Origin of the sequence: uncultured Meiothermus sp. (genome assembly GCF_937863175.1) — a bacterium.
In the GTDB taxonomy this organism is placed as follows: domain Bacteria; phylum Deinococcota; class Deinococci; order Deinococcales; family Thermaceae; genus Meiothermus.
In genome coordinates, this window is the sequence record NZ_CALMCQ010000306.1 from 1 (window position 1) to 11,308 (window position 11,308).

Annotated in this window: 14 protein-coding genes and 1 pseudogene; 8 read left to right on the forward strand and 7 right to left on the reverse strand. The window is 60.8% G+C overall.

Features of this window, described 5'->3' with window-relative positions; genetic code table 11:
• From Q0288_RS11675 to Q0288_RS11700, 6 genes and pseudogenes are all read left to right on the forward strand, one after another.
• Nucleotides 1–700: pseudogene (locus Q0288_RS11675) on the forward strand (glutamine synthetase type III); the annotation flags it as partial.
• 246 nt (nucleotides 701–946) lie between these two features.
• Nucleotides 947–1,465: a DinB family protein gene (locus Q0288_RS11680; protein WP_299430597.1), complete on the forward strand. Its 519-nt coding sequence runs from the start codon at nucleotides 947–949 to the stop codon at nucleotides 1,463–1,465.
• Between the two features lie 26 nt (nucleotides 1,466–1,491).
• A complete protein-coding gene (locus Q0288_RS11685) occupies nucleotides 1,492–1,995 on the forward strand; it encodes a DinB family protein (protein ID WP_299430599.1) in 504 nt (167 codons plus the stop codon).
• Nucleotides 1,988–2,473, forward strand: coding sequence for a DinB family protein (locus tag Q0288_RS11690; RefSeq protein ID WP_299430601.1), 486 nt, complete (start codon nucleotides 1,988–1,990; stop codon nucleotides 2,471–2,473). The genes Q0288_RS11685 and Q0288_RS11690 overlap by 8 nt, the downstream gene beginning before the upstream one ends.
• Nucleotides 2,470–2,775 (forward strand): DUF1905 domain-containing protein, encoded by a 306-nt coding sequence (locus tag Q0288_RS11695; RefSeq protein WP_299430603.1) that lies wholly within the window; start codon nucleotides 2,470–2,472, stop codon nucleotides 2,773–2,775. Before Q0288_RS11690 ends, Q0288_RS11695 begins: the two co-directional genes overlap by 4 nt.
• Nucleotides 2,772–3,287: a DinB family protein gene (locus Q0288_RS11700; protein ID WP_299430605.1), complete on the forward strand. Its 516-nt coding sequence runs from the start codon at nucleotides 2,772–2,774 to the stop codon at nucleotides 3,285–3,287. Before Q0288_RS11695 ends, Q0288_RS11700 begins: the two co-directional genes overlap by 4 nt.
• 36 nt (nucleotides 3,288–3,323) lie before the next feature.
• On the opposite strand, the gene ddrC is transcribed toward Q0288_RS11700, so the two are convergent.
• Nucleotides 3,324–4,043, reverse strand: coding sequence for a DNA damage response protein DdrC (gene ddrC, locus Q0288_RS11705; RefSeq protein WP_299430607.1), 720 nt, complete (start codon nucleotides 4,041–4,043; stop codon nucleotides 3,324–3,326).
• A gap of 230 nt (nucleotides 4,044–4,273) precedes the next feature.
• The gene (locus tag Q0288_RS11710; protein ID WP_299430609.1) at nucleotides 4,274–4,684 is read right to left on the reverse strand and encodes a hypothetical protein; all 411 of its coding nucleotides are present in this window, start codon (nucleotides 4,682–4,684) and stop codon (nucleotides 4,274–4,276) included.
• A 333-nt stretch (nucleotides 4,685–5,017) separates the two neighbouring features.
• Here Q0288_RS11710 and speA point away from each other — a divergent pair, with 333 nt between their 5' ends.
• Together speA and Q0288_RS11720 are read left to right on the forward strand one after the other, a co-directional pair.
• Nucleotides 5,018–6,910, forward strand: a complete 1,893-nt coding sequence (gene speA / locus Q0288_RS11715; RefSeq protein WP_299430611.1) for a biosynthetic arginine decarboxylase — start codon at nucleotides 5,018–5,020, stop codon at nucleotides 6,908–6,910.
• A 112-nt stretch (nucleotides 6,911–7,022) separates the two neighbouring features.
• Complete coding sequence (locus Q0288_RS11720) at nucleotides 7,023–7,706, forward strand: FAD-dependent oxidoreductase (RefSeq protein ID WP_299430613.1); 684 nt, start codon at nucleotides 7,023–7,025, stop codon at nucleotides 7,704–7,706.
• Here the strand turns inward: Q0288_RS11720 and Q0288_RS11725 are convergent.
• From Q0288_RS11725 to Q0288_RS11745, 5 genes are all read right to left on the reverse strand, one after another.
• Complete coding sequence (locus Q0288_RS11725; RefSeq protein ID WP_299430616.1) at nucleotides 7,703–8,716, reverse strand: A/G-specific adenine glycosylase; 1,014 nt, start codon at nucleotides 8,714–8,716, stop codon at nucleotides 7,703–7,705. The two genes, Q0288_RS11720 and Q0288_RS11725, sit on opposite strands and share 4 nt — an antisense overlap.
• Before the next feature lie 75 nt (nucleotides 8,717–8,791).
• Nucleotides 8,792–9,193 carry a CoA-binding protein gene (locus Q0288_RS11730; RefSeq protein WP_299430618.1) on the reverse strand — a complete coding sequence of 134 codons (402 nt, stop codon included), beginning with the start codon at nucleotides 9,191–9,193 and terminating at the stop codon, nucleotides 8,792–8,794.
• Nucleotide 9,194: 1 nt separating this feature from the next.
• Complete coding sequence (locus Q0288_RS11735; RefSeq protein ID WP_299430620.1) at nucleotides 9,195–9,764, reverse strand: ankyrin repeat domain-containing protein; 570 nt, start codon at nucleotides 9,762–9,764, stop codon at nucleotides 9,195–9,197.
• Nucleotides 9,765–10,004: 240 nt separating this feature from the next.
• The gene (locus tag Q0288_RS11740) at nucleotides 10,005–10,928 is read right to left on the reverse strand and encodes a metallophosphoesterase (protein WP_299430622.1); all 924 of its coding nucleotides are present in this window, start codon (nucleotides 10,926–10,928) and stop codon (nucleotides 10,005–10,007) included.
• Nucleotides 10,929–11,047: 119 nt separating this feature from the next.
• Nucleotides 11,048–11,308, reverse strand: a 261-nt coding sequence (locus tag Q0288_RS11745) for a hypothetical protein (RefSeq protein WP_299430624.1), incomplete at its 5' end; no start/stop codon positions are given.

Below are 11,308 nucleotides of genomic sequence, written 5' to 3' on the forward strand. Positions count from 1 at the left end.
CTTCCCCATCACCGTACTCAACACCATCGTGGCCGATGCGGTGGACGCCCTGATGGACTCGGTTGAAGCCAGGATGAAGAAGAAGATGCGTTTTGAGCAGGCTGCCCTCGAGACCATCAAGGAGACCTACGCCAAACACAAGCGCATCGTTTTCAATGGCGACGGCTACTCGGCAGCCTGGCACAAGGAGGCCGCCAAGCGCGGGCTGTTGAACCTTCGCACGGCCATGGATGCCATTGAACACTTTACCGACGAGAAAAACACCAGGCTCTTTGGCCGTCTGGGGGTGCTCAACGAGCGCGAGATTCACGCCCGCCAGGAGATCATGTACGACATCTACTTTAAGCAGGTCAACATTGAAGGCGAGACCACCGAGTGGATTGCCCAGACCCAGATTCTGCCCGGCGCCCTGGGCTACCTGGCTGAACTCTCGGAGATCGAAGTGAAGTCCCGTGCTGCCGAACGCACCATCCAGCAGGTCGTGGAAGCCACCGATGCCCTTTCCGATGCCCTGGAGAAGCTCAAGGCACAAAACGCCGAACTGGGGGGTGACGAGGTGCACGAAAAAGCCCACCATATGCGCGATAACGTGCTGCCCGCAATGACCGAGGTACGCAAGGCAGCCGATGTGCTCGAGCGCGTCCTGGCCGATTCCTACTGGCCCTTGCCCAGCTACCGGGAGATGCTCTTCATCAAGTGAAAACCTGCTGCGCCTGCCTTATATCACCTCCCACCCCGGGGGGTGTTTTTGTTTGGCCAAACCGCTGCCCAACCTGCCACTGCCGCGTTGTGTTTCGGAGCCGAAAGCGACCGGGCGAAGCCGGAAACCGGCTTTAATTGCGTTTATGGGGGACTTTTCGCGCCCCCTGCGCACAAGGGGGCGCTGGTTACAGGCCAATACGTTATAATCATATTCGTAAGTCAAGTTATGCAGGAGGAAGCAGGTATGAAGGATTCGGTTTTAGAGGCCCTGCTGGACTCGTATGGGCGCAACAACACCATCTTGCTCAACCTGCTCGGGGCTTTGCCGGAAGGGGGGATGGATGCGAAGGCCATGGAAGGAAGCCCGTCCGTCTCGGTGCAGTTTTCACACCTTCACCAGACCCGGCTGTTCTGGCTTTCCCAGACCGCCCCAGAGTTTGCGGAGGGTCTGTCCCCGCTTTTCGGCAAGGACGGCCAGGACGGGCGGGCCGAGCCTGACCCAGAGCGCATCGAACAAGCCCTGAACCAGAGTGCGAGTGCGGTCTGCGAGGCGGTGAAGGCCCGGCTGCACACCGGCCGGGCCATGAAAGGCAAGAACGCTGCCTACGACCACCCCATCCTGTTGCTCCAGCACCTGCTCTGGCATGAGGGCTATCATGTCGGGCAGATCAAGCTGGCCCTCAAGGCGGTGGGCCACACGATGAGCGAGGAGACCGAGGAAAAGGCCATTTGGGGTCTGTGGCGAACCGAAACCTGGGCGTAAGGTTGGGTCCCCACCAACGGAGAAATATGCTGCTTCAGAACCTGAAGGCACTCTACCTGCGCGAAATTTCCACCCTGGGGCGCGAGCTCGATCTCTACCCCGACGACGCCAGCGTCTGGAAGGAGCTGCCCGGCCTGCCCAACCCTGCCGGAACGCTGTTCTTGCACCTGGCGGGCAGCCTACAGCACTTCTTCGGGGCCACCTTCGGCCATACCGGATATGTGCGGGATCGTGCGGCGGAATTCAGCAGGCGTGGCGTGCCGCGAAGCGAAATCCGGCAGGAGCTGGCGGGGGCCAGGCAGGGTGTGCTGGCGGGGTTCGCAAACCTGACCGAGAACCACTTGGGCCAGCTATTCCCGGTCAGATATGCCGACGGAGAATTCTCGACCCGGCTCACCCTGCTCCAGTTCCTCACTCATCTGGCCTATCATCTGGGCCAGATTGACTACCACCGCCGGGTGGTGACCGGCGACCGCACCTCGGCCCATGCGATAGCGGCTGCTGTGCTTATAGGAGAAAGCAGTGACTGATGAAGTTATCACCGCTGCATCAACTAAATTTGTGGAGGGGTTGATTGAGGAGTGGAGTTCGTTCGTCCCGGCCACCCGTGCTCTGGACAACCTGTCTCCCGAGCAGGCGGTGACCAAACTCGAGGGCTGGCCCCACTCCATTGCCGAGGTGGTCGCCCACATGCTGTTCTGGCAGCGGCACGATCTCCAGACCATCGAGACCGGCTCGGAGCCGGAAGTTGACCAGGCTGAAAACTGGCCGGCTGTCACGTCGGACGATTGGCCGCGCCTTAAGGACGCGTTTCTGGCGGCCCTCGAGCAGGCTAAAGAGATCGCTCGAGACCCCGAAAACCTCGAGCGTGTCATTCTGGGCGGCAAATACTCGGTCGGGGCGAGGCTGGTCTGGTTTACCGGCCACAACGCCTACCACCTCGGGCAGGTGGTCATGCTGCGGCGCATCCTGGGCGCCTGGCCTCCGCCTGGGGGAGGCATGGAGTGAACCTCGAGTTCAGCGGTGAAATCTGGGAGTGGCGCGGCCCCGCTCCGTTCTACTTTGTGACCGTGCCCGAGGAGCAGAGCCAGGCCATCAAGAGTGCCGAGCGGTTTTTGACCTACGGCTGGGGCATGATTCCGGTAAAAGTCCGTATCGGAAAGACCGAGTGGAAGACCTCGCTGTGGCCCAAGGACGGCCTGTACGTCGTCCCGCTCAAGGACAAAGTTCGCCAGGCCGAGGGCTTGGGGGCAGGACAGACCGTAGAGGTGTGGCTCGAGGTCGGTTCAGATGAGAAGTGGAAGCAATGAACATTCCCGAGATGTACGAGTATCTGGTTCATGCCCGCCGTGAGTTGTGGGGAGTGCTCGAGGCCGTGCCGGATGAGGTTCTGTCGCGCCCGTTGCTGGGCGGTGAGCGCTTCCACTGCATCAAAGACCTGGTGTTTCACATCGCCTCGGTGGAGGACTTCTGGCTGCACGAGGACATCCAGCGCGACGCACCTGTGTTCGTGACCACCCCCGTCCTCAACGGCACCGAGGGCGGCCCGGAGTATGCGGGCTTCGCACTACCGACGCTGCTGGACTACTGGCGGGCGGTGGAGGTGAGCACCCTCGAGTATCTCTCCACGCTTACGGTCGCAGAGTTACAGCGCGTCCTGAGTCCGCACGACGACCCCCAGAAGCGATACACGGTGGACGGCCTGCTCTGGCATGTGATGGTTCACGAGATGCGCCACACCGCGCAGATCGCGGTGCTGCTGCGCACCCAGGGCATCAAGCCGCCTGCCCTCGACCTGCTGTGGTATCTGCCCGAGCCGTAACGAGCTGGGTGATGTGCTGTCACCAACCCCCCGACGCTAGGCGCCGGGATTGTCGGGCTGCTCCGTCTGCTCCCAGAGCTGCTGCTCGATCTCGGCGTTCTGGCGGTGCAGCCGCAGGATTTGCTCGTTGCCCCTGGCCCGGCGTTGCTCGATGGCCTTGCTGGTAGCGGCCTCGAGGTAGCTCAGGCGCAAAAGCTCGGTGGCGGTCATGCCGTCGCGGGTGTTGCGGGCCTTGCGGGCACGGCGGAAGTCCGCGGAGTTCATTTTGAGCACACTCTGGTTGGAAAGCGAGCTGACCTGCTGGTAGATGTGGCCCTCGCCGCCGTGCTTGGCCACCGTGGACATGAAGCGCTTGCGTGACTCCACGCTCTCGAGCCGGGCCGAGAGCCAGCGTCGGTGCCCGGGCGAGGGGCTGCGCTCGACCACCTCGGCGGCCAGGGTCACGTCACCCTCCAGGTAGCGCCGCAGGATCTCCCTGGCCCTGCCGCGCCATCGCCGGGCCTCGAGGGTATCCAGGCTGAAGACCAACATGGCATATTCGGTGTAGCTAAGCGCGGCCTCGCGCACCCCGCCAAAGCTGCGCAGGCTGGGGCGCAGCCCATGTGCGCGAGCGAGGGCCTCGAGTTCTTCTGGGACCCCGCTCAGACCCAAAGAGCGGAGGGCCTCAAGGGCGTGGATGCGTCCGTCGGGGGTGGCGCGTACGCTGCTTTTGCCGAACCTGACGAAGGAGGTAGGTTTCGTGCGGGTTGCATTCACCTCCCCAGTATAACACAAATTATGTTTTTAGCAAAATATAACCAGCGCCGGATTGCTCCTAAAACAACCCTGTCAATCAGGGTATTTTTCTGTTTCAGAACGATAAACCTGCCTCCAAGCCCAGCCCGTAACACCCCTGTGATACAAATTCCTAAAAACCATGAATCGGATCTGATTATGTAAAAAACAGAAAATCAAAGAACCTCGCGCTCCAACTTCAGACCATTGGCTCACGAACGAACCCAGTGTTTGAGGAAATCTACCAGCGCCTGCAACTCCCTGGGTTTGGCATTATAGGTCATGTGGGTGGGATTACGGCCTTCCCAACCAGCAAAACCCTGGGGCAGGGCGGGCAGATCGGCGGGATAGGCCTGGATCTCAAGTTCGATTTTGTCCGAGAAGATCCGATACGAAACCGCAGCTTTGGGAAGGTATTTGAGATCGGTGCTGGCCAGGTAGTTTTGGAGTACCAGAAAGTGCGCAAAAAACTGACCCATGTGGTCGCGGGGACGAAACCCCAACCCATCGCACTCGAGGCGAAAGCCAAAATGCCCCTCCACACTGGCCCTGGTCTGTAAGTTGCGGGGATTTTCCAGTGGGAGCCACTCGGTTTGCCCGCTGATCAAGAGTTGTATTTCCAAGGGAGGCTTGGGCTTATACGGCTGCTGGCTCTCTAAAGACATGGATTTCACCCCTTGCACCCCATCATAGTGCAGAGAAAGTGAGCAGGGGAGAGAAGCGCGTGGGAGCTGGAGTCTGGGACTGGTTACTCCCTGCTTTTGGCCCCTTGCCGCTGAATGGCGATTTCCTATAGCATCTTGGGGCAGTTTGCCCTACACTCTTTTCTGGACAGCGCACGGTGGATGCCGTGGTAGTGCTTGCCCCTGTGCTTGCACCGAGACATTCAGACCGTAGCCTGGGCGCCCACCTCCTTCCTGCTTAAGGAGAGCGCTTTAAGGAGACCGGGATTCAAGTTGGAGAAGCTCAAACGTTACACTGCCAAGGATGCCGAAGAAACCTACCTCGTCCCCCACTGGGCGGCGGGGTTTTTTCGGGTGGGAGAGGATGGCGAGCTCGAGGTCACACCGACTGGCGAAGGCGGCTCCAGCGCTTCGCTCTATGAGATCGTGCAGGACTTGCGGGATGAAGGTCGTCCTCTGCCTGTAATGCTGCGCTTTCCTCAGATTCTGGAAGCTCGAGTGGTGGCCCTGAACGAAGCCTTCAAGCGGGCTATCAAAAAGTATCACTTCGACGCTGAATACCGGGGCCTTTATCCGGTCAAGGTAAACCAGCGGCGCATGGTAGTGGAGACCATTGCCCGGGCCGGGAGGCCTTATGCTCACGGCCTCGAGGCCGGCTCCAAAGCCGAGCTGGCCCTGATCCTGGCGCAGAACCTGCATCCCCAGGCCATCATCGCCTGCAATGGCTTCAAAGACGACGACTTCATCCGCCTGGCCCTGATGGGCAAAAAACTGGGCAAAAACGTCATCATTACCCTGGAGAAATTCGCCGAACTGGGCCGGGTCATTCGCATTGCCCAGGAGCTCGAGGTAGAACCGCAGATCGGCATCCGGTACAAGCCCAAGACCAAAGGCTCGGGCCAGTGGGAAGAATCGGGCGGCGAGGCCGCCAAATTCGGCTTCACCACCCCCGAGATCATTCGTGCCGTGGACATGCTGGCCGAGGCCGGAATGCTGGGAACCATCGCCATGTTGCACTCGCACATCGGCAGCCAGGTTACCGACATCCGCCGCATCAAACAGGCCGTGCGCGAGATTGCCCAGACCTATGTGCAGCTACGCAAACTGGGGGCCCCTGTACGCTACCTCAACCTGGGCGGTGGCCTGGCGGTAGACTACGACGGCTCCAAAACCGCCTTCTACGCCTCGGCCAACTACTCCCTGAACGAGTACGCCGAAGATCTGGTCTACGTCACCATGGAAGTCTGCGACTCTCATGGCGAACCCCACCCCAGTCTGGTCACCGAGTCGGGCCGGGCCATCACCGCCTACCACAGTGTGTTGGTGCTGGAAGTGGTGGATACCATCCGCCCTCCCGGCGAAGAGAAAGTTGAGCAACCCAAAGACGTCCATCCAGTGGTCAAGGATATGTTCGACCTGGCCAGAAGCATCTCGGCCAAGAACTACCGCGAGGTCTACCACGACGCCTTCGCCAACAAGGACACCATCCAGAACCTCTACGACCTGGGCCTGATCTCGCTGCGCGACCGGGCGGCTGCCGAGGCGCTGTTCTACCAGATTGCCCGCAAGACCCTCAAGCTGGCTTTGGAGCTCGACTACCCCGCCGACGAACTCGAAGACCTGCAAAAAATGTTAGCCGACAAGCTGGTCTGCAACTTCAGCCTCTTCCAGAGCCTGCCCGATTCCTGGGCCATCAAGCAGATGTTCCCCATCGTGCCGCTCTCACGCCTGAACGAGCGCCCCACCCGCGAGGCCACCCTGGTGGACATCACCTGCGACAGCGATGGCAAGTTTGACCGCTTCATTGATACCCACGATGTACGCAACACCCTGCCCGTCCACGAAATTCGCGAAGGCGAGCGCTACTACCTGGGGGTTTTCCTCACCGGGGCCTACCAGGACGTTCTGGGCATGAACCACAACCTCTTCGGGCGTATTGGCGAGGCCCACGTGATGGTAGACCAGGATGGCTACGACATCGAGCGCTTCATCCTGGGTGAGAAGGCCCGGCGGGTGATTGAGAAGATGGGCTACGAGGACGACGAGTTGGCTGAAGCAGTCGAGAAGCTGGTGCGTTCCTCGAAGAAGCTGACCCCGGTGGAGAAAGGCTCGTTCATGGAGCTGTATGCGCGGGAACTGGTGGGGTACACGTACCTGGAAGATTAGCGCGACGAGCCGATGATTAGACAACGAATATTGCTATCTCAATGTGCTGATGGCCTCAACCCTAAAACCCTGGATTTCTTCGCAAACGGAACGCACTGCGTATGATTAGCTCGTGGACTACGACGTACTCATCGTGGGGGCGGGGTTTGCGGGCTGCGAGGCGGCCTATGCGCTGGCAATGAAAGGGAGGAGGGTCGGGCTGGTTACCACCAGCCTGGACTCGGTTTTCCTGCCTTTCACGCCCATCCAGGCCCCCTTCCCCCAGGGTTCTTTGCTGGCCGAGGTGGGAGAAGACGGTCTCAAGGGCTGGGCTTTGCACAGCCGGGCCAAGTACAAACTGGAAAACCACTCCCGCATTCACCTCCTGCAACTCTCGGTGACCCGGTTGCAGTTGGAAGGACAGGCCGCAGTGGGTATCGAAACTTGGGAGGGGCCGCGCAAAACCGCCGCAACAGTGGTACTGGCGGTGGGGAGTTTTCTGGGGCCCAAACTCTACCTTGGCAGCATGGCCGAGGAAGCCGGGCGCCTGTCGGAGGTGGCCTATCCCGACCTCTACCAGCACCTGAGACAGCTTGGTTTTGCCTTCACCACCCAGCAGGCCGAGGTTGCCGAGCGGGACGGAACCCCCGGCTATCGTGTCGAGTACAGGGTATTTGCCGAGGCTGAGTGGGATTCGGCTTCCTTTCGGCTGCACCGCCTGGAAGGTCTGTATGGACTGGGCCTGTGCGTGCTGGGCCAGGGCACGTATGCCCGGATGGCCGAAGAAGGGTTGCGTTTAGCGGTCGCAATGGATTAAAGCAGGCGAGACTGTCCAGCCCGGATCAGTTCCAGTATCTTTCGATCCAGCCGCGATAAAGGGCGGTTCTTGGGGTTTTCCCTGGCCTCCCAGTGAGCTTGGTAGACCTGAATGTGTAGTTTGCGGTGGGTGAAGTTGTGGCGTACGGTGCCCACGGGCTCGGCGGAGTCCAGCCCGAAGCGGGCCAGCAGGCGGCCCAGGGCCCCCGGGCCCTCCTCCATCGGAAAGCCCCACAGTCCACCCAGAACGCGGCCCTGGCGCAGCTCGAGGTGGACTCCTTTCGGCCCCTGTAAAACCAGCGCCACCACCTCGAGGCCTTTCTGTTTGCGCGCTCTGGTGGCAGGATAGCGCTCGGGGCGGGTTTTCCCCTGGCAAAACCGGGCCGCTGGGCAGACCCTGCAGCCCGGGTTCTGGGGCGTGCAAACCGTAGCGCCCAGTTCCATCAGGGCCTGGTTCCAGTCGCCGGGCAGGGAGCCGTCGGAGGTGTTCACACTCCCGCCCCAGTAGACCAGCTCGGCCATCAGGGTATCGGCGGCTTCCTGCACTTGCTTAGGGTTTGGATTTTCCCAGGCATTCCAGCGCGACAAGACCCGCCGCACATTGCCATCCGCCGCCGCGACCGGCTCGCCAAACGCAATCGAGGCTACGGCGGCTGCGGTGTAGGGGCCGATGCCGGGCAGGGCCTGCAATTCACTGGACGATCTGGGGAGATGCTGGCTGCCAGAGATAATCTTGTGGGCCAGCTTGTGCAGGTTGCGGGCCCTGGCGTAGTAGCCACAACCCTGCCAGGCTTTGAGTACGGCCTCCTGGTCGGCCCTGGCCAGGTCTTCCAGGGTAGGGAATTGCTGCAAAAAACGCTGGTAATAAGGAATGGCCTGCTCGACCCTGGTCTGCTGCAACAGGACTTCCGACACCAGAATCCTGTAGGGGTCTGACTCCCCCCGCCACGGTAGCTTGCGCTTGTGGAGTTGATACCAGGTCAACAGGGTGCTGTGGAGGTCGCTGGGCATAGTCGGAAAAAATCATGGGCCAGGGGTCGGCCCTCGGTTGTAAGGCGGGTTCATCCGGTACGGCTGGCTGCCAGCCTAGCCTACGAGCTTCCGATGCACCACCATCAAACAGCGATCCTGCACTACCTGCATCCCCGCCTGCTGCAGGGTCTCGGCAAACCCGTCGTGGATAATTCCCGACTGCAACCAGACCAGCCGGGGCCGGACGTGCAGGATTTCCTCGAGGTGGTCGGGCAGGGCCTGGCTGCGGCGAAACACGTTCAGGATGTCTACTGGTTCGCCCAGGTCGGTCAGCCTGCTAACCACGGTCTGCCCCCAGAGTTCCTGCCCCGCATAGCCCGGATTGACCGGAAGGAGCTTATACCCCTTGCGATGCAGATAGTCGGGCACATAAAAAGCCGGTTTGTTGGGGTTGGGGTGGGCACCCAAGACCGCTACCGTGCGGGTCGAAAGCAGAAAGTCCAGCAGGTGCTCCAAACTAACCTCCTTCTTGCTGCTGCAGCAGCTCGGCAATTTCGTGGTGGCCGGCCTCGAGGGCCATCTGCAAGGCGGTTTTACCCTGGTAGTTCTGCCAGCTCAGGTCGGGGCTGGTCTGATCCAGCAGCCAGCGCACCAGCCCCAGATCACCCCGGCCAACGGCCAGGCTCAGGGCCATGCTGCTTCCTTCTTGAGCCCCGTACGCCCAGACCAGCTCGAGCATCTCTTCCTTACCCGAAAGTGCGGCGTGGGGCAGCAATGCAATGCCGTGGGCGCTCTTATGGGCTGCCCGCGCGGGGTTTTCCTCGAGCATCTGCTGCACGGTCCGGGTATCCCCCAGCATGGCAGCCGTCGAAATTTCCAGCGGTGCGCCCCGGGCCAGAAGATACTCCACGATGACCCGGCTGCCCACATGGGCCGCTCCCTGGATGGCGGTTTCGGTGTCGCCGGGCCGCCACTGGTGGGCCTGATTCAAGAGTTCGGGGGTTTCGTTCAGCATAGCCTGGACCCTGGCCAGGTCGCCATGACCGGCCATGACAAACTCGCGGATGCGCTCGGGGGAGAGGCTCATGCCTCGAGTCTACCCCCTTGAGGTAGTTGCAGGTTGCAATGCCTGCAGTGGTCTGGTAACAAAGCATTAAGCTCGCATACCCTCCCACGCCATCAATCTTCGCAGAGCTGCCAGGGAGATCTGAGACACAACACCCGCCCAGAGAAATACGACCTGCGACCTGAGGGGTGCAGTATTTTTAAGGGCATCCACCGGTCTAAAAATAAGTTACTTACCAAACCCTAAGCTGGCCCAAAGGGCTCATTTTGGAGAGCTAAATCGCTCGGGGTGAGCGGCCTGGTACATCCGCCAGGAGTCCCAGTCACGGGGAAGGTTTTGACCCTTCGACCACGCCCAGAAGTTCATCAGCAGCGAGCGGGCGGTGCGGGTCTCTTGGTAGTAAATCTCGGCCCCGAGGCCCCCTTCTTCCATCAGGCCCGAGTCGTAATAGGTTTGCAGCGCAGCCTGTAAGTTGTAGGGAATTTGACGGAAATCCACCTGAAGATGGTTTTCACCTATTTCTACCACCGCGTATTGTGCGCGCACGTCGCCGTTGAAAGGGGCTCCCACTGCCCCGCTGTTCAGTACCAGGGCCTCGCCCAACGGGTACATGTAGGTGCGGTGGGTATGCGACCCCACCAGCAGCCGGGCCGGGTAGTCTTCACTGATTTCGGTAAGGATGCCCGGAGTCTGGTGTTCATCGTAGCCCTCTCGGTAGTGGCGGGGTGAGCCATGGGTTGCCCGTACCAGAACCCTTTCGCCAATCCCCTCTGCTTGCTCCAGCCCAAAGACCCGCCGGGGGAATTCCTCGATGGCAACCTGAAAGGGCAGGCTGCCCACCCAGTCCAGGTGGGCCTGGGGGAGCTGGGCCACCGACCAGGCGGTGGGTTCAAACAAGGGATCGTTGTAGAGTTCGGCCAGAGCAGGGTCGCGCCGGGCCCATCTGGCCACCAGATCGTCGTGGTTGCCCAGGGTGAACCAGAAGCCCTCGGGTGCGAGGGCGTGCCCCTGCCTGGAAGATTTGAGGTCGAGCAAGCACTCCACCACTTCGCGGCTGGAAGGCCCCCGGTTTACGAGGTCGCCATTGACGACCACCAGATGGGCTCTAACCTGCCCCAGATCGGCCAGAACGGCCTCGAGCGCCGGAAGATTGCCGTGGATGTCCGACAAGACCGCAATGCGCATGCTGCTAAGGTGCGCCCGCATAAGGTGTACAAGCGGGCTTTGAAACATAGATTAACTGCGGGTGTTTGTCCCGAGCGGCTTGAGGTCGGTGCTTTTTGCCAAACATAGTCGAGAGCAACTTAGTCTCCTGGGGGTGCGAAGGGGTTTCCTTGAATGGTGATGAGGCCGGTAGCCAGGGCCACCACGGCCAGCAGGCTGACTACGCTGAGGGCCAGCAGCAGCAGCCAGAAAAAATCCCGCAGGCCCCATAACGGCGAGGTTTTAGGGGTTTGGCGTAGCACCAGAAAACCCGCCAGGGCGATTACCCACAGAAATGCCAGCACCAAAAGCGCTCTGCCCACTGCTTGTCCAGGATAGCAGTCAAACCCAGTTCCAAATAG

Coding starts and splice junctions, on each gene's coding strand:
- Q0288_RS11680 (WP_299430597.1), top strand. CDS start 947: ATGAAGGATTCGGTTTTAGAGGCCCTGCTGGACTCGTATGGGCGCAAC.
- Q0288_RS11685 (WP_299430599.1), top strand. CDS start 1,492: ATGCTGCTTCAGAACCTGAAGGCACTCTACCTGCGCGAAATTTCCACC.
- Q0288_RS11700 (WP_299430605.1), top strand. CDS start 2,772: ATGAACATTCCCGAGATGTACGAGTATCTGGTTCATGCCCGCCGTGAG.
- Q0288_RS11725 (WP_299430616.1), bottom strand. CDS start 8,716: ATGCCCAGCGACCTCCACAGCACCCTGTTGACCTGGTATCAACTCCAC.
- Q0288_RS11735 (WP_299430620.1), bottom strand. CDS start 9,764: ATGAGCCTCTCCCCCGAGCGCATCCGCGAGTTTGTCATGGCCGGTCAT.
- Q0288_RS11740 (WP_299430622.1), bottom strand. CDS start 10,928: ATGCGCATTGCGGTCTTGTCGGACATCCACGGCAATCTTCCGGCGCTC.